Raw genomic sequence first — 21,166 nt, forward strand, 5'->3', positions numbered from 1 at the left:
GAAATATTTCGAGGTTTATTATTTAGTTTGTGACATATACTTTATCTTCTTTTCGGCAACTCTAAGAGTTTTATCCGCCAACGATTCGTCTTTTAGCTCAATTGCAATTTTTTCACTGAGGTATTGAATAAGTAATTCTTCTCGTTCTATGCCCAAAATATCTGCGAGTTTAAAAACCTGTTCCTTATTGATATTTCTTTGCCCTCTTTCAATTTTACTCAGAATTGCTGTATCCATTTCGAGCAAAGCAGCAACTTGCCTTAAGAGAAGCCCTTTCTCCTCTCGTTTAGCACGTAATATTTCTCCAACTGTTTTTTTATAATCCATTTTGTGTATTTGAAATATTCTACTTGACAAATAATGTCAAATATACGTTATTCCTTTAACTATTAATCGCATTGAGCAGGCAATATATTATTAACCAGTTATTGTGGCTCTTCAAGGTAATTATCTGATAAAATTAATAACTGTGTGGCGGTAAATAATGCGGCGTTCTTTTGCTTCTTTTCTTTGGTCGCCAATGTGGCAAGAAAAGAAGTTCCCTAAAACAACAAAAGGGATAATGAACATCCCTCAAATAATGTCGCAACCTGTTTGGTAAAATGTGCCGGAATGAATGGTGGGTAGGCATCCCATTTTGCCAAAGAGGTTGCTCCGATTTATGCAAAAAGACTGTCCCGACCATCGGGAGGGAGTGTCTTTTTGCCGCCCGATTTTCCAATCAGGCGACTTTTATAGGATGGGTTCGGAAATCTTTCAGGTTGTGAAAAAATCCCCTGTATGGTGTCAAACCATTTTTAAACATACCCCATAACAGTGAACAACCCATCTGAACCAATGAGGAATTGATATACAAGTCCTGCTTTTCCAACGCTTCGGCAAGTGAACAGCTCGGTGTATCGTCTTCCAGTTCGGATTGTTTAAGCAGTTCGCCAAATTCATCCGTAACCATTGGCAGGCTTGCCACCGTTTCATATTTCTCTGAATTGGGTTGGCGAATTTTTCCTATGGTAGATAGTAAAACTTGTCCTGTATGTTGACTGTTGCCGAAGTCCAACCAATAACGTGGGCGGTTGGAATAGGGTCTTCCATTGCTCAATTCACTTAATATTTCCGCAATTTCAAATCTTGCTTTTACGCTATCCACACAGGAAATATAAATACTTGCTCCTGCATTTTCGGAGAAACTGTCGCTATTGTCTTTTTCAAATTTCCTTGCTTCCGCTTTCCAGTTCGTACCTGAGAAGCGATTTATACGGTTAATGATAGCAACAGATTTGTACAAACCGACCTCACTTTCTGCAAAACGCTGTCTTCCTAAATTGGCTTGGGTAATTACATCATCATCCCAAAGACGAATAAACAACCCTGCGTGTCCTAACTCGTTTAGGCTGTGGTTCATCTCAAGCAAGGCAGTCATTACTTTTGAGCCTGTACCACCTGCACCGATTACGTTTACCGTTATGGGATTGGTAGGATTTATCAAATCGCTGTCCGTAAAATGGACTTTTAAAATTTCTTTGCTCATTACAATATCGTTTTTATGGTCTTGTTTGTCTTTTTCAATACATCTTTAGGAAAGGCTTTGTCTGTGCCGATGAGGTCTTTCCAAAGGCTTACACAATTTCCTTTTATGGGGTTGTGTTCGTTTACCAAGTGGCTGAAATAGCTGTTAAAGAAGTAGCTTTCCCACGCTTGCATAAATTCTTCAACCGAAGCGGAATTTTTGATATTGATATCTACAGTCCCCATACATACGTGTCCGTCCTCGTAAACATTGAAAAACGGAGCGTGAAACAATGCGGTTTTCTCGGTAGGTCTGCTGTCTTTTTCAAGTGCAAAAACAATAAGGCTCTGCTTGCTTGCATACCAAAGCATTGCAGGTACTTTCGCCGTACCGTTTGGTATTTCAAGACTTTCAGTAAAGAACATTTTGACTTTTCGTGCTTTGGTGTACCAAAGTACCGTACCGTTTTCACTCGGATTAATGTGCAGGACGTTGGTAGGCAGAATGCCGTTAGATTTTAAAAATGCCTTGCTCTTTTCCTTTTCCGTATTGAGTGCTTTTGCCAATTCTTTAGCTTCTCTCTCGGTCAAAGGATGGGCGTTGATTGGATTACCGTTCCTATCCATATCAAAATGCTCTACATAGGTGGTTCTATTACTTCCTTTGGTTTGGTAAAAAACCAAAGCCGATAAAGGGTGGTAAAGCGTTCCAAAGTTTTGTGTTATATCTTTCATTTTAGAGTATCTAAAAGTTATTCAGTATGTATATCAATTCCTCAATTAAGGCAAAAACACGGTTTTCAAATTCAAGGGTATTTGCAGTAATATCACTACCATCAAACCTTTTCACAATGGTGGGTTCTTCCATTTGTCCGTATTCTTGCAACTCGGTGTTCACGCTCTCAAAAAGTGTTTGAAACAAAATACCTTTTGCATCGGCACAGAACGAAACGTACTTTTCCACACCTATACTATTTTCCATATCTTCTTCGCTTGCTTCTCCGCTTGGCAGGGCATTACGGTTTATGGTAGCATTCGGGTATTGTTCATACAAGGCAAAGGCTTCACTTGCCAGTTTGTAGCAATCTTGGTCAAAGCTGTCTTTGATTTTAAAGGAGTTTAAACGGACTGCAAATCGGCTCAAATTGTGCTTGTTGTAAATTTTCTGCTCCATACGTTCGCCTATCTGTTCTGATTGCCTAATCTCGCTTAAATACGTTGTCGTGTCCTCATTCTCGTCATCGCTTACAATCCACTCTGTTACCATTTCATACATCCAATACAGATAACTGTTTTCCTGTCGATAGTAAGGAACATCTGCAATGTGGTATAGGTACGCACACACGGATTGCAATAGCTGTACGGCTTGCTTGCGATTGGGATGCTTAGATAGTCGGTACAATGGCACTACGGGAATGTAATACAGGGTTGCACCTGTACTGTACCGTTCTTCACTTACGAAATACGTTTTCTTACTATCCTGTATCAAACGGAGTTCTTCCCAATCACGAAACTTCTTTCTTAACTGTTCCTCTGTGGAATCCAAAGCTAAAGCGATATTGTAGGGATAGCCGTACTGCCTGGACTGCATAGGTTGTATACCGTAATGCCCTGCCAATTTGGAAAGGGACTGATAAAAATCCCTTTCCGTCTTTTCCGATTTTCCACAAGCCTGTACGGTTTGTGCTTCTTGCAGTTTAGGCAGAAATGAGCATTTTAGAAAACCATTGGTAGTACCGTTATCGGTACCGATTTCATTTTGTCTTTTCTTATTTCGTCTGCGTTCTTTGGTCTTTGCATCCAATCTGCGAACTCGCCCAACTGTTTGTGCAAAGTCTTCTGTTTCGGTTGCTGTAGGGTTTTGATGATGCCCGATATGATATTGCGTTGCATAATTCATTTTTTTTGATTTTTGGTTTAACCTTTCGTTCCCATTACACTCTCAAATCGGTACTGTATTGTATCGTCACGGATAACAGGGGCAGATACTTTGGCAGTGGTCAGTATCGGATAAGAATTTGCATAGAAATTCATTACGGCTTCCACGCTCCATTTTGGTTCGGGGTCGGTCAGTTTAATTTGTTGTCCTTTATCGTTGAGTATAAATACCCTCTCTAATTGCGTTGCTAATAACATAATGTTCGTTTTAAGTGTTAAACAATTGGTTTACTCTGCTCCGAAAAGGCTCGGTGTTGAAAACTTCTCCGATAATTCCGTTTTGCGTTTACGGATTTCGTCCGCTTTTTCGGGGAACTCCGTTATATCGGGTACTTTCATCCACGCATCACGGAATTTGCCGTCTTTCTCCAGTTCGTCAGCCTTTGCCATACCGTCTTTATACTTCTTGTCTTTGGTTTCCTTATCTTTTTTCTCTTTCTCTGTTTTTTCTTTCTCCATTGCTGATTGTTTTTTAGCTTCTTCCAATTGCTTCATAAATACTTCCATATCCACCATTAAGCCCGAAGCCTTTTGTATAGGTGTGGTTATCTGCTGAAAAAATCCCTCGTCAAACTCCTGTGGTGTGGCGTTAAATGTCAATGGAGGAATGAGGTTTTTGGCGTTATCTCCGCATTGCTCGTTGTTGAGTATTACTGATACAATTAGGTTGCTTTCTGCTCCTTTGGCTATGTTTAGTTGTAAAACTCCTGTAAAGTCCAACTGTGCTATCTGATTGAAAAAATTTGCGTTCATAGTTCTGAAATTTGTAAGGCTACCACCGACTAAAGCGGTAGCCTGTTGTTATTTAATTAAGATTAAAGATTTCTGCTCCGTCTAATGCAAAGCCATTACACAATTCAAATGCTTTCTGTGACTTGAGTTGAGCAGTTCCACCCAGTACAATACTCTGTAACTTGGCTTCATCGTCTTTGTACTTTCTTACGTTCTGATAGTAGCCAGTAACCGCATTATACGCTCCGAACAATGTGCCTTTAGTAGTGTCCATTTGTTGGGTGTCGCTTATCATCGCATACGCAAAAGCATCTTCAACGGTGTTTTTGAATACGGTGGAGATTTCATCTTCTGCACCTTTTTTGAGTAGGTCAAGCGTTTCCTTATTCGGGCAAAGTGCCAATTGGATTAGCTTTTTAACCTCTCGGTCTGTTACCTTTACTTTTGCCCATTCGTTGAAAATCCCCTCTAATTGGTTGCTCAATGTGTTGGCAAGTCCCATAATCTTGTGAGCGTTTTCGATACGTTGTTTTGCTCCCGAAGTGTGCTTGATACGAACAACATTGGTCATATTGCGTAATGAAGCGTTTAAGGTGTTTTGGCAAACAATACGGATTGGTGTAAATGCGGCTGTGATACTTCCGCTACCATCGTGCGAAGTGGTTAAGAAAATGTACTTTTCCGTAACATCATCGCCATTACCCACACGAATATAGTCGGGCAGTTTGGCTGTGATGAAAATGCGTTCTCCGTTGCCTAATGCTCCTGCGGTTTCGTACAGAATGCCCTCGCCACCGCCTACAATGGCATCAAAGAAATTAAAGGCTTCACGGTTTTGTACAATGTGGTAATCCTTGCCGACTACTCCCAATACTGCATTATTATCGGTGCGTATGTTGGCGAAATAGTTAGGTACTTCTAATTCAGTACTGCCTATCTCTATTCCATTGGTAGTTTCGATAATCCCCGAACCTTTTGTAAGCAGTGGGGATTTTACTACCTCATAATCTAACCCTGCGTATTTGATAGCTTCCTCGCTTGTTGGGTATTGCTCCACGATTTGCCCTAAACCGTGCCACGCTTTTTGTTGTACGCTAAAGAATGAATAACGTCCTGTTCTCTCGTTGAAATTGATATTATGTGCCATGATAAATGATTTTAAATGTTTGAAATATTTGTTGTTAAAATGGGAGGTCTTCCTCAGCCTTGTTGTTGCTCGTTTCTGTGGTAGTTTGTGCGGTTTCTGATTTCTTGCCCCCTCCGTGCAGTTTGATGTTTGACGTATGGAAATTCAGACCTGCGTGTGCTTCTCCATCATTGCCAGTCCACGCCCTTGCACTTACCCTGCCTGTCAGCTCTACCAATGTGCCTTTGGTGAGTATCTTCGCTACGTTGGGGCTTATCCAGTATGAGCAGTCGAAGTAGGTTGTTTGCTCTATGCGTTCGCCCTGTTTGTTACGGTAGCTGTCGTTGGTCGCTATCGAAAAGTTTACTACTTGTTTGTCCTGTGACGTTGTGCGTACTTCCGCATCTCTTGTCAGTCTTCCTGTGATGTTCATATTCTTTAATTTTTAGTTATTATTTTTTAGATTTATTCGGCAATGAGAGGAGGTGCTGTTTCGTTTCATTACCATTTCCAATGTTTTTAATCTTTCTGTCTGACATTTTTTTATTCGTTTAAAGAGCCGGAGTATGCTATGTTTCGTTTCACGAGCATAAAAGGTTCGTGTTTAGCAGCTCCAAGGTTTTGGAAAAAAATACTACCCAAAGGGTGGAGATTATTTTCCAAACTTGCCTGACCTTTGTGATGCGTTAAGAACACGGAAATACCTTTGCTCTTGAAATGGGACAAAAAAGCATACGGGTCTTTGGATAAAATGAATGTGGAAGCCAAGAAGATGGCATTGAGAAATGGTTTACAGTGAATTGAAATAACACTTCCAATTCGCTGAATTTTTAAAACACTTTTTCAAAGCTGTGTGGCTATTAGAGCCACACTTACGGAGGATTAAAAAATTATTTTGTATGGGAGAAGATGTTGGCAATATTTTTTAATCTTCTGTTCCAGGAGTAGCCGAAAAGCTCTTTTACAGTAGGGGAATAGGAAAGTAAATGTGCTTTGGCTACAAAAAGTATGGGCATAAAAAAAGCAGAACCGATAAGTTCTGCTCGTTATTGATAGAAGTTAATTATAAGACTGTCAAAAATGCGTCTTCAATCTCCTTAAATTTAGGAGCCACCAAATCCATATCCTTGCTGATTTTTTGACTTGTAATCTTGGCGTAAATCTGTGTGGTAGAAATATTTTTATGTCCCATCATTTTGCTAAGGCTTTCAAGTGGAACACCTTCGGTCAGGAACATAGTAGCAAAGGTGTGGCGTGCAGTATGAAAGGTTACTTTCTGTTCTGTAACAATTTCTGCTTCTTCTATCATTTTCTTTACATGGCTATTGCAGGTAGCATTGGAAGGAACCGGAAAAACATAATCACTACGTGTAACTCCCCTGTATTTTTCAATTATACGCTTCGGAATTTCCAATAGGCGGACGTTTGACGCAACATCTGATTTTTTTCTTCTGCTGATGATCCATTGGTGTCCATCAAAAAATGACTGTATGTTGCTCCATTTCAGCTTTTGAATATCAATATAAGAAAGCCCTGTAAAGCAACTGAAAATGAAAATATCTTTTACAAATTCATATTTGTCCTTCGACGGTTTTAGAAGCATTAGCTTTTCTACATTCTCCTTTAAAAGATAGCTGCGATCAGTTTCTTCCATACTGATTTCGTAATCTTCAAAAGGGTTTTGGCGTATAAGGCCTTTTTTAATCGCAAGATCAGCCAAAGCAATAACCGGCATGGTATAAACCCAAACCGTATTATGTGTACATTCTTTATCTATTCGTAGAAAGAAATCGAACTCGCGGATAAAGTCTGAGGTAAGTTCCCGAAATGCCAAATCTTCCCTGTGATAGCGTTCCTTGATAAATTCATTAAGATGGTTGTATACAGTCTTGTATTTATTGTAAGTATTCTGAGAACGTTTTCCTTTGCTGACCATCCTTTCAAAATCCTCATTCTGGTCTTTAAATACTTTAAGAATGGCATCATCCATTACACCAACCCCTAAAAAGGACAGCTTTACTTTTTGTGCAGTTGCAAAGCCTTCATCCTTGAGCATATCATCGTAAATCTTGTTGATACGCACCCGAATATTGTCCAATTTGACATTGGTACCCAGGGCCTGGGCACTTTTACCTAAAACTCTTCCGTGCTTTAAATCCCAATTATTGGGGTTGATGTCCAGTTTGGTACTAAAGGATTTTGGTATTCCGTCAATAGTGATACGTCCCATAACAGGCACGTTTCCGTTCTTCTTAGGTTCATTCTTCTTTAGGTAGAAAAGCAGTTTGAACGTGGATCTTTTCTCTTGTTCCATAACTCAATTGTTTAACTTTTAAAATTAAATTTTATTGAGTTACAAGGGGATATGAAAACAAGTGCAAATGACTGAAATATAACGTATTATGCCGTTGCCGATTGGATTATAGTCAGTAACGATTTAGTAACCTAACCTTGTCATTTTAAGCTCAAAACCTGTCGGACACCTACTCCCAAATTTTCCCTCACGTTTTATAAACTACTGTATATGAATGGTCTTAACCATTTTGCTTATTTTTGCTTTCTTCTAATCTTTTTTTGCAAAAAAAAGAAAAAGATTGCAACGGAAAGCGGGAAATAGCTCCTCAAAAAAATAATTGGTGAACGTGTGCGATGCTATCTCAGCTCGGCTTTCAGTTCTTTTTCGAAGGATTTGATGAGCGAGGTCATCACTTCGGAAATCTCTTTTTCTTCCAGAGTTTTTTCTTCGTTCAGGAGTTCGAAACTTAAGGCATAAGATTTCTTGCCTTCGGGGAGATTCTGGCCTTCGTAAACATCGAAAAGGTTGATTTTTTTGAGGAAAGGGGATTTGTTTTTCTTCGCCACTTCGTATAATTCTGAGTAGGAAATCGTCTTGTCAACCAACAATGCAAGATCTCTTCTTATTTTGTTGAATTTCGGAATATCCACGAATTTCAGATTATCTTTGGTTCGGAGCGCTTGGCAATTTTCCAACTCGATTTCTGCGTAGAAAACCTCCTGACTGATGTCGAAATCCTTCAACAATTGTGGGGAAACTTTGCCAAGTCTTGCCAGCGTTTTGCCTTCTGCTGCGATTTCCAACGCGTCGGAAAAACGGTCGTCTTCCAAAGCGGATTCGTGGAGATCGAGATTCAGTTTTTCCAAAAGAATTTTGACGTAAGCTTTCAAATGGTAGAAATCTGTGGCGCTTTTGGGCTGAAGCCAATTTTCTGGAAGCTCTCTGCCGGTGGTCAAAATCGCCATTTGTTTTCTTTCTTGGTACTTTGTTTTTTTATGATAAACTTTTCCAAGTTCAAAAAACTTAAGGTCTGGAGATTTTCGGTTAATGTTGAAGATGGCATTTTCCAAAAGGCCTTCTAACAAAGAATTTCTCATAAATGCCAAATCGTTGCTCAGTGGATTGAGCAGTTTCACGGCGTCGGTTTCGTCTTTCACAGAAGTCAAGGAATTGTTCATCACTTCGTGGAAACCGTTGGCCTGCAAAGTCCTTGCCCAAGCGTTTTCCAGCGCATCTTGATCTTCGAAATCCAGTTTTACCGGCGTGAACGAAATTTTCTTTGGTGCTTCAATTTTGTTATAACCGTAGATTCTAAGAATTTCTTCGATCACATCGATTTCTCTTGTCACATCCGCTCTGTAAACAGGGACTGAGAGTTCCAATCCGTTTTGGATCTCGTTAAGAATCGTAATTTCAAGAGATTTCAGGATTTCTTTGATCTTTTCGCGATGAATTTTTGTGCCGATAATTTGATCAATTTTCGAATATCTGAGAACCACGTAATGGTCTTTTATTTTTTCGGGATAGCTTTCCAAAATCTCGCCTACCAGTTTTCCTCCGGCCAATTCCTGTAGGAAGGTGATGGCGTGGGTCAAAGCCGTTCTGGCGTTGTTCGGATCTACACCTCTTTCGAAACGGAACGAGGCATCGGTGTTCAATCCGTGATATTTGGACGCTTTTCTGATCGCCACCGGATTGAAATAAGCGCTTTCCAGAAATATGGTTTTGGTTTCCGAAGAAACGCCGCTTTCGAGGCCGCCAAAAACGCCGCCGATGCACATTGGATTGTCCTGGCCGTCTTTGATGATGATCTCGGAACCGTTCATAGTTCTTTCGACGCCGTCTAAGGTTTTGAATTTCGTGCCTTCTTTTACGGTTCCGACTTTCACTTTTTTACCCAAGATTTTGTCGGCGTCAAAAGCGTGAAGCGGCTGCCCAAGGCCGTGAAGGATGTAATTGGTAATATCTACAACATTATTAATTGGCGAAAGTCCTATTGCTTTTAATCTTGCTTTCAACCAATCCGGAGAGGGTTTCACTTGTACGTTTTCGATGATGGCTCCCAGATATCTTGGCGTGAGTTCCGAGTTTTCGACTTCCAATTTGAAATCGTGTGATCCCTCGATGTTCAGAATTTTGGATTCTATTTTTGTAAATTCTGATTTTAAATTATTAGAAACCAAGAAAGCGTGCAAGTCTCTGGCCACGCCGTAATGCGACATCGCGTCGGTCCTGTTTGGTGTCAATCCGATTTCGTAAACCTCATCGTTCGTCAATTCAAAATAATCGGCAAAATTTTTCCCAATTTCAAATTTTTCAGGATCCAAGACCATAATTCCGCTGTGATCGTTGCTCAAGCCCAGTTCGTCTTCGGCGCAGATCATTCCTTCGGAAACTTCGCCACGGATTTTAGCTTTTTTGATATCGAAGGACGTTCCGTCTTTTGCATACATCTTGGTTCCGACCAATGCAACGGGAACGGTTTGTCCGGCAGCAACATTTGGCGCACCGCAGACGATTTCCAACACCTTGCCGGCTCCAACGTCAACGGTTGTTTTGCTGAGTTTATCTGCATTTGGATGTTTTTCGCAAGTCAGGATTTTACCGACTACGATGCCTCCAAGGCTGCCTTTTACGCTTTCGAATTGATCCACGCCTTCTACTTCCAGACCGATGTCTGTAAGATAAGCGCTGATTTTCTCCGAAGAAAGTTCAGTTTTGATGTAATCCTTAAGCCAATTATTTGAGATTTTCATTTTTTGAATTTTTTAAATTTGAACGCAAAGCGCACAAAGTATTTTTTATTTATTTTGATTTTTTAAGTCTCACAAAGGCGTAAACTTAAAATAGATTTTACAGGCGCCGTTAGAATTTCAATGTATTTATTTTCCTACGCAATGGCAAAATTTCATTTTATTGGAAAGCGGATTAAGCTGCGCAAAATCTTTATCTAAAAAAAATTTGAGACTTGAATCCCCAACTCTTTTTTTTCACTTTTCAGCTGGTTTTTACTTATCATCATAATGTCCCCAAGCTGAAAGAAAAAGAATATCATCCGATTCTATTTCATAAACCAAACGATGTTGTCTGTTGATTTCACGAGACCAAGTTTCTGTTTTTCGATGTTTGAGTTGTTCCGGTTTTCCGGTTCCAGTTTTTGGATTTTCCAGACATTCCGTTACCAAACGTTCGACTTTTGAAAGCGATTGTTTTTGTCCCGTCTTTTTGTGTTTTTTCAAGTCATCAAGAAATTTATCGGTATAGTTTAAAGAAAAACTCATATCGAATCAAAAAAAGTCTTGACATCATCTTTTGATTTCAGCACTTTTTCACTTTTGCTTTTCTTTGATTCATCCAGCATTTCGTCAAATTCTTTCCGAGAATACTTTATTTTTTCAGTTGACTCAGAAGGATCTTCTTTTATTTTAAGTTTTTTGACGCCAAGTGCTTTTAATATAGTGCGGATTTTTTCAACTTCGGATTTATCCGCTTCAAATGTAAAAGTTGTCATTTTCCGTTTATTTTTTAGGTAAAAAAATTATTTAAACAAAATTTGAGACTTGAATCATCAAATCTCAAATCGTAAATTATTTAAAATTGATAAATAATCATTCATCAATTATCACTTATAAACCAATTACCGGCATAGACAGCATCAGGATACTTTCGTGCTCCTCCAGTCCGTCCACGGGTTCTACGATTCCTGGTCTGTTGGGCTGCGACATCTTCATCCTTACATCTTCAGACGTCAATACAGATAACATCTCGGTCAAGAATCTGGAGCTGAAACCGATGTTGATATCTTCGCCATTGTAATCGCACGGAATCTGCATATCTGCCTTGTTCGCGTACTCGGTATCTTCTGCGTGAAGGTGAAGCACGTTCCCGGACAATTTGAACCTTACTTGATTGGTAGATTTGTTGGACATAATGGATGCTCTCCTGATAGAACTCAAAAGCAAACTTCTGTTGATGGTCAAGACGTTTGGATTTTCTTTGGGGATTACGGCGTTATAATTTGGATATTTCCCGTCGATCAGGCGGCAGATCCAGATGTTGTTTCCAAAAGTGAATTTTGCCATATTATCGCTAAACTCGATCACGACATCATCGCTGGAGTTGCTAAGGATGTTTTTGAAAATCGCCAAAGGTTTTTTCGGCATGATAAATTCCAACGGTTCGGGATTTGTGACATCTGTTCTTTTGTAAACCACCAATCGGTGAGAATCTGTGGAAACAAAATTGGTCTCGTCTTCTTTGAATTGAAATAAGACACCTGTCATCACAGGACGAAGCGAATCGTTGCTGGTTGCGAACAGCGTGTTGGCCAAAGCTTCTGCCAAAATGCCACCGGAGATGGTCACTTTTTGAGAGGCGTCGAATTCCGGCAATTCCGGGTAATCGTCTGCATTGTCGAGGGCTACGGAAAAGTTGTCTTTCTCGTCCAAAATCTCCAGAATGCTTCCGTTCCCGTCTTCGGAATCTTTGACGACCAAAATCAAAGGTTGCTCGCCATAGGTTTTCAGGAAGTCCTGAAAAGTCTTGGCGGGAACTGCTATTTTCCCCTTGTCATCGGATTTCACTTCCAGGGAAGTGACCAAAGTAGTTTCGCCGTCTGAGGCAGTAACGGTCAAAAGGTTCTGATCCAATTCGAAGAGAAAATTCTCCAAAATAGGCCTGGACTGCGAACCGGAAATGACGCCGCTAACTGTTTGTAAAGCTTTCTGCAAATCGCCACTGGCAACAATAAATCTCATAAACCTGTATTTATTTCAATTTGACAAAGATAATGATTCTCGTTCTATTTTAAAAACAGTATGTAGTTATTTATTAACAATTTTTGAGTTTTATCTATCTTTGTTGAAATTAGGTCTAATGAAAAAACAGTCCTTTCAGAAAAGTGTAAAATTTACTTTGCAAGGCATCGCGTGGGTTTTGCGAAACGAACGCAATTTTCAAATCCAAATTTTTGGCTTAATAATCAATCTTTTTTTGATCGTTTTTCTGGATCTGACCAATTTGGACACTGCATTGATACTGCTTTGCTGCTTTTCTGTTTTGGCAACAGAAATTCTGAATACCTGCATCGAGAAGATTTGCGATTACATCCAGCCCGAATGGGATTCCGAAATTGGAATTATAAAAGATTTGGCTGGCGGAGCGGTTTTACTGGCAGCGATTTCTGCAATCTGTGTTGGATTTTTGGTTTATTGGCCTTATTTGATGTTGTATTTTTAGAAAAAATTCATTTAAGCGCAATGTCCGCCAAGATTTATTTGAATTTATTGAAAATAATTTTAAGGTTCGCAAAGGTGTAAAACTAAGCAAAGATTTAAAAGTCGGCTAATCTCAACACTTACTTAAATTCGCTACCTAAAATTTGAAAGATTTAATCCCAGATTTTTACATAAAATTTTTACATTTGTTTTTAATATAATTCCGGAATGCGCAAAAAAAACATCGCCGTCGTAATGGGCGGATATTCTGATGAATACAAAGTTTCCTTGAAAAGCGGACAATTGATTTTCGATTCTTTGGATCGGGAAATTTACAATGTTTACAAAGTAGTGGTCTTGAAAGACGAATGGTATTTTTTGGACGAAAACGAGCATAAAAAACCCATCAACAAAGCAGATTTTTCTGCAAATCTGGGAAACGGCGAAAGTCTGAAATTCGATGCCTGCTTCAACATCATCCACGGCTCGCCCGGCGAAAACGGAATTTTGCAAGCCTATTGGGACGCCGTAGGACAAAAATATACAGGTTGTGATTTCTACCAAAGCGCACTCACTTTCAATAAAAAAGACACTTTGGCGGTTCTTTCCAAATACGGAATCCCATCAGCCAAAAGTATTTATCTGAGAAAAGGTGAAGAAATTTCTGACGACAAAATCGTGGAAGAACTCGGACTGCCCGTTTTCGTAAAGCCCAATCAAAGCGGTTCTTCTCTCGGAATTTCAAAAGTGAAGGAAAAAGCCGAACTGCAAATGGCGATCGAAATGGCATATAAAGAAGACGACGAAATCCTCATCGAAAGGGCACTGAACGGCACCGAAGTTTCCGTGGGTGTTTTGGATTACAAAGGCGAAGTCATTGTGCTGGGAATTACAGAAATCGTTCCGGACAAAGAATTCTTCGATTACGAAGCGAAATATGAAGGCGCTTCACAAGAAATAACGCCGGCAAGAATTGACGAGGAAACCACAAAAAAGGTTGAAGAAACCGCCATCCAAGCTTATAAATCTTTGGGAATGAGTGGATTCTCGAGGTCAGAATTCATTATTGTCGACGGAATTCCTTATCTTTTGGAAATGAATACGAATCCCGGATTTTCGCCGGCAAGTATCCTTCCGCAGCAGGCGAAGATCTACGGCATTTCCATCAAAGACCTTTGTGGAAACGAAGTTGAGAAAGCTCTAAAAAAATAATTATAAATACTAAATTAATTATAAATGCTAAATTTTAGATTTTAAATTATAAGCAAATCTAAAATTCAAGATCTAAAATTTAAAATTTCTATGAAAATTGCTGTTTTCCCGGGATCGTTTGATCCCATCACGCTTGGACATTACGATATTGTGGAACGTGCTGTACCGCTGTTTGACAAGATTATTATCGCTATCGGAAAGAATTCTCAGAAAAAATATATGTTCTCCTTGGAGCAGCGCAAGGAATTTATCCGAAAAACTTTCGAAAAGTTTCCGAATGTGGAAGTGGATGATTTTGAAGGTCTCACCATCGACTATTGCAAGAGCAAAAATGTCAATTTCATCTTAAGAGGATTGCGCAATCCTGCCGATTTTGAATTTGAAAAATCGATTGCTCAGACCAACCGTGCTTTGACCAGAAATAATACGATCGAAACCATTTTCCTCCTCACCTCGTCCGGCAAATCCTTCATCAGCAGCAGTATTGTGAGAGAGATTATTTCGTTCGGCGGCAACTACGAGATTATGGTTCCCGAGGCTGTGCGGGTGTCGAAACAAGCCAACCAAAACGAATAGATATTTCCAAAAAATCGTCGGCGCAGATGAGCTTGGTGCGAAAAAAAATCCGCCTCCAATGCTTGGGAGACGGATTTTCTTTAGGGTTTTTGTCCGATTTCCTATTTTCAATGTTTATCTTCGGCAGAACATAGTCCCACAACCGTGTGGAACGTGTCGTGTACATCTGCAAGAGCTTTGGTAATCTCGGTGTCGGATGCTTTTTTCTTGATTTGCTTTTCCAGATTTTGACTTGCTTTTACCAAATCTGCCAAAGAATTTTTCACCGCGGGTTTATTATATTCCGCAGGGATTGGAGCTGACTGCAGGGCTTTGGCTTTGCTAACCAATTCGCCAATTCTGGTTTTTACGGGTTGCAAATTTCCTTCTTCGCTTGGGTGAAAGGTCTGCGACATAACCTCGTGGAAGGTTTTCAGAGCTTGCCAATCATCAAATTTTCCTTTCGTTGCCATCTCGTATCTTCTGCTTACTTCCTTCCAGTTGGTGACGTTCCAAAACGCAGTCAGATAATCGGCTCTCCTGTTTTGATATTTAAGATAATACGCATGCTCCCACACGTCTATTCCCAAGATGGGCGTTCCCTTCACTTCTGCGATATCCATCAGGGGATTGTCTTGATTTGGGGTTGAGGTCACGGCCAGTTTTTTGTCGGCAGTTACCACAAGCCAGGCCCAACCCGATCCGAATCGGTCTGCTCCGGCTTTGCTCATTTTTTCTTTCAAAGCATCGAGACTGCCGAAAGATTCTGTGATGGCTTTTGCCAATTTCTCGGAAGCTTGTGTGTTTTTTTCCGGCGTCAAAACAGTCCAAAACAGTTCGTGGTTGTAATGTCCTCCTGCGTTGTTTCGCACTGTAGGACTTTCTTTGGAGATGTGAGAAAGGATGGTTGTAAGGCTTTCTTTCTCCAAAGGCGTTCCGGCGATGGCTTTGTTCAAGTTAGCAACATAACCTGCGGCGTGCTTGGTGTAATGGATTTCCATAGTTTGCGCATCGATGGCACCTTCCAGCGCGTTGTAGGCGTAGGGCAAAGGGGTTTGCTTGAACTGCGCACTTAGAAAAGAAGCGGCAGACAAGGCGCTGATCAAAATCAGTTGTGAAATTTTCATAATAATTGGATTTAGATTAAAATAATTATTGTTTTAATAATTTGCGGATGTCCTCGATTAATTTCTCCCGATCGGGATGATACTTCCCTCTCAAAGAAGGCTTCTTACCCGCACGATCTTCATAATTAAGTCCGGAATAATACAAGATGGGCGAATTGTTCTCATCGAATCGGGAACGGAGGTTACCCTCCTTATCAACTAATGCGATCATTCCGCTGTGGTTTAGACTTTCTGCTTCATCTTCTTTGTCGCCAACATAGATGTCGAACCGATCTGCTAATTGGCCGATGTAATCTCTATCGCCGGTCAGGAAATGCCAATTGGGCGATTTTGCGCCAAGCATCTTTGCGTGGTTCTTCAGCACCTCGGGGGTATCATTCGCGGGATCGATGCTGATGGAAATGATCGCGAAGTTGGGATCGTCTATGGCCTCCTCGATGTATTTCATATTAGCATTCATCACAGGACAGATGGTGGGACAGCGGCTGTAAAAAAACTCTACCAGATAGACCTTGCCGAGCATATCTCGGTTGCTGATCTTTTGCCCGTTTTGGTCGGTCAGCCGGAACTCCGGGACTTTCATCACGGTGAAAAGGCTTTTTTTAAAATATCCCATACCGACGCCGATGAACAAAAAAATCAAGATCAGCACCGCAGCTGCGATGAGGGAATCCTTCTTAGTTCTACTTGGCAATTTTGACATATTTTTCCGGATTTTTTTTGAATTCTGCTTTGCAATGATCGCTGCAAAAACCATAAATTTTTCCTTTGTAAATGACGGTATCTTTCAGAAAGTCGGCGGTTTTCATTTTGCAAATCGGGTCTTCCGTATTGGCGACTTTGACATTTTTGAGCTCGTTGGAAGGCTTCATCTTCGCCACGTGTTTTACCTTTGGTGTTTCTTGCGCGCAAGATAAGCTGGATATAGCAATAAGTATCTGTAGTGCGACTATTTTTATGTTCATAATTTTAAGATTCAATTTTTATTAATAGTAAATATTTCTTGCAACATTATCATTTATAAAAAGAATCAAATGAGAGGCGGATGAAAAATCTTGGAAAACAGTGAGAATTTATAACAAAGACTAAGTTCCGCGTTTGAATATGAATTATCGGAATTAATAGGAATTATCGGATGGAAGGAGAAAGCGTCTTGAGCGACAAAAACATCCGCAAAATGAGAAATGCCGGATTTGAAACCATTTTTTACCGGATTTTCTGTGGTCTTGGCTAATTCTTTTTTCAAATAACACTTTCCGTTGCACAACAATTGAGGTCTGCTCTTGTTTTTACAAAGTTCTTGCGAAATGTAATTATAATTCAATGCATAATCGGCAAAAGGCATCAGCGGCCGAAAAGCCATCATAAAAATGATAAAAAAGGAAAATACACTTTTCACTTTGCAAAATTATTACAAATATAAAGCATAAAGTTGGGATTTGGAAAGTCAAAAAATCGGAATTATAAATATAAGTGCAAACAGCAAAAAACCCGTGGAAAGCACGGGTTGCATTTTCTATTGCAATGCTGTCGGCACTGCATTTTTGTATCCGCTAATCAAGCGGTTTCCTGCCTGAAATCAGATTGTAAAGAACTACAATAATTGCAATTACCAATAACACGTGGATCAGATATCCGGTACTCATCCCCGGAACTACACCCAACATCCCCAGCAGCCAGATGATAATACATATCACTGCTACGAGCCATAAAAGATTTCTCATAAGTTTATATTTTGTTTATTCGTGCGTTTAGCTATACACATTCTGTGCCCTTTTTGTCAAAAAGCGTTTTTTATAAAGGCTAAATTTTTTGAATTTAAATGATATTTTAATTGAATATTAAGGACTTAGCATATTTTAAAATCAGTCAGGATCGCCAAATCTTTAAGTTCGTCACAGGTGCTGCGGCGGTTTGGTTTCTTATTTTTTTGCATGCAATTGTTTGGCCCGCTCTTCTCGTCGCTTGTAGATGACCTCGGTAATTTTGCCGCCGATCCAAGAGAACGGAAAGAAGATGAGAAAAATAGCAATCTTATAAAAAACCGGATGATACGGATAAATAATAATATCCAGCATCGCAATGAAGAGCATAATGAAGCCTATCAAAATGGCGTAGGCCACCTTGGCATATTTTACAATCATCGCCGTGACTACGCCCCCGACAGTCACGCCCAAACCTCCGAAAAATAAAAGCGCCACAAAAAAAGAATCCTTGTGTTGGACAGATTGCAGAAGCGTTTCCCAATGCCCAAACGGGGCAAACTGCTTGTAGGTGATCCACGAAGAATTGATCTTTATCCCCAATGTAATAATGAGAGCAGCGACTACCAAGCCCGCCAATACACCGATGATATTCCTACAGAAATTCATTTGTTAATCTTTGAAAGCAATCATCGAGATTTCCACATCCACATTTTTCGGGAGACACGACACTTGCACAGTCTCTCGCGCGGGATAATTTTCATTTTTGAAATAAGAAGCGTAAATCTCATTAACCTCTGCAAAATCATCCATATTCTTAAGAAAAATAGTAGTTTTTACGGCGTTGCCAAAGTCCATATCGGCAACTTTCAAAATGGCTTCGAGATTTTTCATCACTTGGTGCGTTTCTTTGCGGATGCCTTCCACCAATTTTCCGCTCGCCGGATCTATCGGAATCTGACCGGAGATGTATAAAGTTCCGCCTACCAGCGTTGCCTGCGAGTACGGTCCGATGGCTGCCGGCGCGTCTGAACTGTGAATAATCTTCTTCATTATTGAATCTTGGTTTTTTTACAAAACTATACAAATTTTTACTAAATCCTAAAAAGGACTATTGGGCTGTGTGAAACTTCTTTGCTTATACTTCACGGCATCTCTCAGGATGTTGGCTTTGATCCCGATAAAGAAATCATAAACCTTATACTGTCCAAATGGAACCCAGTTGAACGTGATGGTAAAACTGCGTTGGTCTCTGGCAAAACCGAGACGCGTGTAGCCTAATTCTTTGGTTTCGATGTCATAATTGGTGCTGCCATTGATCGTCCAATAAGGTGTCAACTTGATGCTCCCGTCGAGACCAAATGTTGCAACTTTATTGCCAAACCTGGATAATCCTTTCGTGTAAGCATAATTAGCATTCACGTTCAAAGTCCAAGTCGGAGAATAGCGGGAATAATTATCATCATCAAAGAAATAATTCTCGTTTCGGATTTCGCCCTTCTTTTTATATTTTTTGGAAAGTTCTTCTTTCTTTCCGAAAATGGCCTCGCTCATTGGGTAAGACAGCTGAAGATTGAAACCCTGCAAACTGAAATGACCAAAATTTTCTGTCCGGACGCCTATATCACTTCCTTCCTGATAGACAATTTCGTACGGCTCAATGGTAAGGCTGGTATTGACATTGAGTTTATTATCCAAGAAAGAAGATTGTCCGTTCACCGTAAAGACAGACCATTTGTTGCGCTCTGCCGCAAAATTATAATTTCCGGAGACGTTAAGGTTTTCGAAGATTTTTACTTTTTTTACGCCTGTAGAATCGGTTTTGGATCTGATTTTCATCTCCAGATTATTATTGATATTAAAACCGACACTCTGCGTCAGTCCTGCAGTGGGTGCGCCGTAGATTCCGTTTTCGAAGATGGAATATGGCGTCATCTCGCCCCGCGCATTGGCGTATTTTTTGAAATAGCCCCAGCTCTCATCTCCGAAATCGGGAGAATAATTAAAACTCATGCTGGGCGTTATCATATGGCGGATCGCGACTATTGCCGATGTTTTGCTGAAGTTCTTCTGGCCGTATAAGACTGTCTGCAGACTGGTGCTGGCCGAGAATGTGGAATAGCCAGCGATGCCGTTTTTAAAATTATTTTCCACCATATTCGTCAGCGGATTGTATTTTTTTTCCAAAGTTTTGGTCGTGAGCACGTTATCTGCATTTGCGGCAATGGTAAAAGTGAAATACTTGGCAATCGTCGTATTGGTGGACATAGAAATGTTATTCTTGGCACCCGTTTTCATATCTTCCCACATTCCTTTTTTGAAGAGCTGATCTTCGGTGGTGGTCACATAGTTGCTGAGAGCCAAGCCCGTATTCACATTGATGTTTTCCAGCAAACCTGTTCTCACGCCGGTTTTCGGTTTAAAAAGATAAAATTGATTGATGGCAACGGTCATATCGGGCAAGCGAATATCCGTCAGTCCCGTTGCAAAATTCTGGGAATAGGCCATACTGGCGTTGATCGTAACGGGGAAATCAACGAAACGTTTGGTCAAATTCACTCGCGAGGTCTGCTGCGTGTTGAGAACACTCTGGTTAAAGAGATAATTATTATTCACCGTATTATTATAAAACTTGGTACTTACGATGTCCACGCTGGCATTGAAGGTGAGATAAGGATTGGCCTTAGAATCCTGCGAGTGCCGCCACGCGATTCTGTAGGTTTTAGTTTTGGAATAATCGTCCAAACCCTTGATTCCGCGCACCGTGTAACCATAATCGGCCGAAAAATTTCCGGTATAGCGGTATTTTTTCAAATAATTAAGCTCAGGTCTCAAGTTCCAACTCCCCTTGGTGTATATATCTGACAAAATTTTCAAATCGAAATGGTCGCCAATAGGCTGATAATATCCCAATCCGTTCAGGAAAAAACCAACATCCTGGCGCTCCCCAAAACTCGGAATCAAAATACCGGCAGACCTTTTATCCGAGAATGGCAAAATTGCAAATGGAAGAATTAAAGGCGTGGGAACTTGCTCGATGTACATCTGGATCGGCCCCGTCACGATTTGTGAATTTGCTTTTGCTTTAAGAAGTTTGATATTCGGCGCCGACATATGATAATCGGGAAGCGAGTCTTTCTTTTTGAGAAAATATTCGTCGGTGGTGTATATTGCCTTTCTCATAAAGAAAACCGAATCATTGTACTTCTTTGTTTTCTGCGCAACGATGACTCCTTCACTTTCCTCGGTTCTCGCATTGAAGGCGATGGCCTGCTTGGTCTTGGTATTGTAAATGACCTCGTTGTACTCAAATTTTTTTCCGGCTTGTGTGGCGATGGCCGGTTTTATGATTTTTCCTTTCTCGTCTTGCTCTCCTCGGGCATAGATCTTTCCGGTCTCCCACTCGAATCGGATGTAATCTGCATCGATCTGCATATCCTGATAGATGATCTGGGCATTCTTGTGCAGCGTGGTTTGCTTATTGGCAATGGAAGAACTGCTTTTCTGCTCCGCTTTCATTTTTACGACATCTTCCAACGGTTCTTTTGCCACAGCGGTGTCTTTCTTTATATTCAAAGAATCCCGATTGATATCTAATGAATCTCGCACACCATTACTTTTATCAGTATTTTGAGTCACAGATTGTGCTAAAATATTGTTAAAAATTAGGATATTTAAAATTAGTAATATACTTTTGAAGATACTTCGAGCCAATGCAGTCATTCTGAAATTGGGTTCAAAATTAATTAAATTTT

Annotated in this window: 23 protein-coding genes and 1 pseudogene; 3 read left to right on the forward strand and 21 right to left on the reverse strand. The window is 40.3% G+C overall.

What is annotated here, in order from left to right; translation table 11 throughout:
- Positions 1 to 18 precede the first annotated feature (18 nt).
- The 13 genes from DTW91_RS04555 to dnaN all read right to left on the reverse strand — a co-directional run bounded on the left by DTW91_RS04555 (position 19) and on the right by dnaN (position 12,355).
- Positions 19 to 327: a helix-turn-helix domain-containing protein gene (locus tag DTW91_RS04555; RefSeq protein ID WP_002993154.1), complete on the reverse strand. Its 309-nt coding sequence runs from the start codon at positions 325 to 327 to the stop codon at positions 19 to 21.
- 394 nt (positions 328 to 721) lie between these two features.
- Positions 722 to 1,528, reverse strand: coding sequence for a PRTRC system ThiF family protein (locus DTW91_RS04560; RefSeq protein ID WP_125202216.1), 807 nt, complete (start codon positions 1,526 to 1,528; stop codon positions 722 to 724).
- Positions 1,528 to 2,241: a PRTRC system protein B gene (locus DTW91_RS04565; RefSeq protein ID WP_125202217.1), complete on the reverse strand. Its 714-nt coding sequence runs from the start codon at positions 2,239 to 2,241 to the stop codon at positions 1,528 to 1,530. The genes DTW91_RS04560 and DTW91_RS04565 overlap by 1 nt, the downstream gene beginning before the upstream one ends.
- A 10-nt stretch (positions 2,242 to 2,251) precedes the next feature.
- Positions 2,252 to 3,406, reverse strand: coding sequence for a hypothetical protein (locus tag DTW91_RS04570; protein ID WP_094280377.1), 1,155 nt, complete (start codon positions 3,404 to 3,406; stop codon positions 2,252 to 2,254).
- 17 nt (positions 3,407 to 3,423) lie between these two features.
- Positions 3,424 to 3,642 carry a PRTRC system protein C gene (locus DTW91_RS04575; RefSeq protein WP_125202218.1) on the reverse strand — a complete coding sequence of 73 codons (219 nt, stop codon included), beginning with the start codon at positions 3,640 to 3,642 and terminating at the stop codon, positions 3,424 to 3,426.
- Positions 3,643 to 3,672: 30 nt separating this feature from the next.
- Positions 3,673 to 4,197, reverse strand: a complete 525-nt coding sequence (locus DTW91_RS04580) for a PRTRC system protein E (RefSeq protein ID WP_125202219.1) — start codon at positions 4,195 to 4,197, stop codon at positions 3,673 to 3,675.
- 52 nt (positions 4,198 to 4,249) lie between these two features.
- Positions 4,250 to 5,323 carry a DUF932 domain-containing protein gene (locus DTW91_RS04585; protein WP_125202220.1) on the reverse strand — a complete coding sequence of 358 codons (1,074 nt, stop codon included), beginning with the start codon at positions 5,321 to 5,323 and terminating at the stop codon, positions 4,250 to 4,252.
- A 34-nt stretch (positions 5,324 to 5,357) separates the two neighbouring features.
- Entirely contained in the window at positions 5,358 to 5,735 is a 378-nt protein-coding gene (locus DTW91_RS04590) for a single-stranded DNA-binding protein (protein ID WP_125202221.1), read from the reverse strand.
- Between the two features lie 630 nt (positions 5,736 to 6,365).
- Positions 6,366 to 7,616 carry a site-specific integrase gene (locus DTW91_RS04595; RefSeq protein ID WP_125202222.1) on the reverse strand — a complete coding sequence of 417 codons (1,251 nt, stop codon included), beginning with the start codon at positions 7,614 to 7,616 and terminating at the stop codon, positions 6,366 to 6,368.
- A gap of 338 nt (positions 7,617 to 7,954) precedes the next feature.
- Positions 7,955 to 10,354 (reverse strand): phenylalanine--tRNA ligase subunit beta, encoded by a 2,400-nt coding sequence (gene pheT, locus DTW91_RS04600; protein ID WP_125202223.1) that lies wholly within the window; start codon positions 10,352 to 10,354, stop codon positions 7,955 to 7,957.
- A gap of 252 nt (positions 10,355 to 10,606) precedes the next feature.
- Positions 10,607 to 10,879 carry a Txe/YoeB family addiction module toxin gene (locus DTW91_RS04605; protein ID WP_125202224.1) on the reverse strand — a complete coding sequence of 91 codons (273 nt, stop codon included), beginning with the start codon at positions 10,877 to 10,879 and terminating at the stop codon, positions 10,607 to 10,609.
- A complete protein-coding gene (locus tag DTW91_RS04610) occupies positions 10,876 to 11,109 on the reverse strand; it encodes a hypothetical protein (RefSeq protein ID WP_125202225.1) in 234 nt (77 codons plus the stop codon). The genes DTW91_RS04605 and DTW91_RS04610 overlap by 4 nt, the downstream gene beginning before the upstream one ends.
- 115 nt (positions 11,110 to 11,224) lie before the next feature.
- Positions 11,225 to 12,355, reverse strand: a complete 1,131-nt coding sequence (gene dnaN, locus DTW91_RS04615) for a DNA polymerase III subunit beta (RefSeq protein ID WP_125202226.1) — start codon at positions 12,353 to 12,355, stop codon at positions 11,225 to 11,227.
- A 118-nt stretch (positions 12,356 to 12,473) separates the two neighbouring features.
- Here dnaN and DTW91_RS04620 point away from each other — a divergent pair, with 118 nt between their 5' ends.
- The 3 genes from DTW91_RS04620 (at position 12,474) to coaD (ending at position 14,602) form a co-directional block, all read left to right on the forward strand.
- Positions 12,474 to 12,836: a diacylglycerol kinase gene (locus tag DTW91_RS04620; protein WP_125202227.1), complete on the forward strand. Its 363-nt coding sequence runs from the start codon at positions 12,474 to 12,476 to the stop codon at positions 12,834 to 12,836.
- 206 nt (positions 12,837 to 13,042) lie between these two features.
- Positions 13,043 to 14,026 (forward strand): D-alanine--D-alanine ligase, encoded by a 984-nt coding sequence (locus DTW91_RS04625; protein WP_125202228.1) that lies wholly within the window; start codon positions 13,043 to 13,045, stop codon positions 14,024 to 14,026.
- A gap of 90 nt (positions 14,027 to 14,116) precedes the next feature.
- Positions 14,117 to 14,602: a pantetheine-phosphate adenylyltransferase gene (coaD, locus tag DTW91_RS04630; protein ID WP_125202229.1), complete on the forward strand. Its 486-nt coding sequence runs from the start codon at positions 14,117 to 14,119 to the stop codon at positions 14,600 to 14,602.
- Between the two features lie 434 nt (positions 14,603 to 15,036).
- On the opposite strand, the pseudogene DTW91_RS04635 reads toward coaD, so the two are convergent.
- From DTW91_RS04635 to DTW91_RS04670, 8 genes and pseudogenes are all read right to left on the reverse strand, one after another.
- A pseudogene (locus tag DTW91_RS04635) lies at positions 15,037 to 15,708 on the reverse strand (superoxide dismutase); the annotation flags it as partial.
- 25 nt (positions 15,709 to 15,733) lie between these two features.
- On the reverse strand, positions 15,734 to 16,411 hold the full coding sequence (locus tag DTW91_RS04640) for an SCO family protein (protein WP_228412651.1): 678 nt from the start codon (positions 16,409 to 16,411) through the stop codon (positions 15,734 to 15,736).
- Positions 16,392 to 16,673: a YHS domain-containing protein gene (locus DTW91_RS04645; protein WP_185144739.1), complete on the reverse strand. Its 282-nt coding sequence runs from the start codon at positions 16,671 to 16,673 to the stop codon at positions 16,392 to 16,394. Before DTW91_RS04645 ends, DTW91_RS04640 begins: the two co-directional genes overlap by 20 nt.
- Positions 16,674 to 16,738: 65 nt before the next feature.
- Positions 16,739 to 17,107, reverse strand: a complete 369-nt coding sequence (locus DTW91_RS04650) for a hypothetical protein (RefSeq protein WP_125202231.1) — start codon at positions 17,105 to 17,107, stop codon at positions 16,739 to 16,741.
- Positions 17,108 to 17,261: 154 nt separating this feature from the next.
- Positions 17,262 to 17,432 (reverse strand): lmo0937 family membrane protein, encoded by a 171-nt coding sequence (locus DTW91_RS04655; RefSeq protein WP_125202232.1) that lies wholly within the window; start codon positions 17,430 to 17,432, stop codon positions 17,262 to 17,264.
- A gap of 198 nt (positions 17,433 to 17,630) precedes the next feature.
- Positions 17,631 to 18,080, reverse strand: coding sequence for a hypothetical protein (locus DTW91_RS04660; RefSeq protein ID WP_125202233.1), 450 nt, complete (start codon positions 18,078 to 18,080; stop codon positions 17,631 to 17,633).
- Between the two features lie 3 nt (positions 18,081 to 18,083).
- Positions 18,084 to 18,464, reverse strand: a complete 381-nt coding sequence (locus DTW91_RS04665; RefSeq protein ID WP_125202234.1) for a RidA family protein — start codon at positions 18,462 to 18,464, stop codon at positions 18,084 to 18,086.
- 48 nt (positions 18,465 to 18,512) lie between these two features.
- Positions 18,513 to 21,134: a putative LPS assembly protein LptD gene (locus tag DTW91_RS04670; protein WP_125202235.1), complete on the reverse strand. Its 2,622-nt coding sequence runs from the start codon at positions 21,132 to 21,134 to the stop codon at positions 18,513 to 18,515.
- Positions 21,135 to 21,166: the final 32 nt, after the last annotated feature.

Origin of the sequence: Chryseobacterium sp. SC28 (assembly GCF_003932955.1) — a bacterium.
In the GTDB taxonomy this organism is placed as follows: Bacteria; Bacteroidota; Bacteroidia; order Flavobacteriales; family Weeksellaceae; genus Epilithonimonas.

What these genes read in the sequence shown, in the direction of transcription:
- DTW91_RS04580 (WP_125202219.1), bottom strand. Translation starts at nt 4,197, where the DNA reads ATGAACGCAAATTTTTTCAATCAGATAGCACAGTTGGACTTTACAGGA.
- DTW91_RS04570 (WP_094280377.1), bottom strand. Translation starts at nt 3,406, where the DNA reads ATGAATTATGCAACGCAATATCATATCGGGCATCATCAAAACCCTACA.
- dnaN (WP_125202226.1), bottom strand. Translation starts at nt 12,355, where the DNA reads ATGAGATTTATTGTTGCCAGTGGCGATTTGCAGAAAGCTTTACAAACA.
- DTW91_RS04645 (WP_185144739.1), bottom strand. Translation starts at nt 16,673, where the DNA reads ATGAACATAAAAATAGTCGCACTACAGATACTTATTGCTATATCCAGC.
- DTW91_RS04605 (WP_125202224.1), bottom strand. Translation starts at nt 10,879, where the DNA reads ATGAGTTTTTCTTTAAACTATACCGATAAATTTCTTGATGACTTGAAA.
- DTW91_RS04575 (WP_125202218.1), bottom strand. Translation starts at nt 3,642, where the DNA reads ATGTTATTAGCAACGCAATTAGAGAGGGTATTTATACTCAACGATAAA.
- DTW91_RS04670 (WP_125202235.1), bottom strand. Translation starts at nt 21,134, where the DNA reads ATGACTGCATTGGCTCGAAGTATCTTCAAAAGTATATTACTAATTTTA.
- DTW91_RS04640 (WP_228412651.1), bottom strand. Translation starts at nt 16,411, where the DNA reads ATGTCAAAATTGCCAAGTAGAACTAAGAAGGATTCCCTCATCGCAGCT.
- coaD (WP_125202229.1), top strand. Translation starts at nt 14,117, where the DNA reads ATGAAAATTGCTGTTTTCCCGGGATCGTTTGATCCCATCACGCTTGGA.
- DTW91_RS04665 (WP_125202234.1), bottom strand. Translation starts at nt 18,464, where the DNA reads ATGAAGAAGATTATTCACAGTTCAGACGCGCCGGCAGCCATCGGACCG.
- DTW91_RS04655 (WP_125202232.1), bottom strand. Translation starts at nt 17,432, where the DNA reads ATGAGAAATCTTTTATGGCTCGTAGCAGTGATATGTATTATCATCTGG.
- DTW91_RS04620 (WP_125202227.1), top strand. Translation starts at nt 12,474, where the DNA reads ATGAAAAAACAGTCCTTTCAGAAAAGTGTAAAATTTACTTTGCAAGGC.
- DTW91_RS04610 (WP_125202225.1), bottom strand. Translation starts at nt 11,109, where the DNA reads ATGACAACTTTTACATTTGAAGCGGATAAATCCGAAGTTGAAAAAATC.
- pheT (WP_125202223.1), bottom strand. Translation starts at nt 10,354, where the DNA reads ATGAAAATCTCAAATAATTGGCTTAAGGATTACATCAAAACTGAACTT.
- DTW91_RS04560 (WP_125202216.1), bottom strand. Translation starts at nt 1,528, where the DNA reads ATGAGCAAAGAAATTTTAAAAGTCCATTTTACGGACAGCGATTTGATA.
- DTW91_RS04555 (WP_002993154.1), bottom strand. Translation starts at nt 327, where the DNA reads ATGGATTATAAAAAAACAGTTGGAGAAATATTACGTGCTAAACGAGAG.
- DTW91_RS04590 (WP_125202221.1), bottom strand. Translation starts at nt 5,735, where the DNA reads ATGAACATCACAGGAAGACTGACAAGAGATGCGGAAGTACGCACAACG.
- DTW91_RS04585 (WP_125202220.1), bottom strand. Translation starts at nt 5,323, where the DNA reads ATGGCACATAATATCAATTTCAACGAGAGAACAGGACGTTATTCATTC.
- DTW91_RS04625 (WP_125202228.1), top strand. Translation starts at nt 13,043, where the DNA reads ATGCGCAAAAAAAACATCGCCGTCGTAATGGGCGGATATTCTGATGAA.
- DTW91_RS04565 (WP_125202217.1), bottom strand. Translation starts at nt 2,241, where the DNA reads ATGAAAGATATAACACAAAACTTTGGAACGCTTTACCACCCTTTATCG.
- DTW91_RS04660 (WP_125202233.1), bottom strand. Translation starts at nt 18,080, where the DNA reads ATGAATTTCTGTAGGAATATCATCGGTGTATTGGCGGGCTTGGTAGTC.
- DTW91_RS04595 (WP_125202222.1), bottom strand. Translation starts at nt 7,616, where the DNA reads ATGGAACAAGAGAAAAGATCCACGTTCAAACTGCTTTTCTACCTAAAG.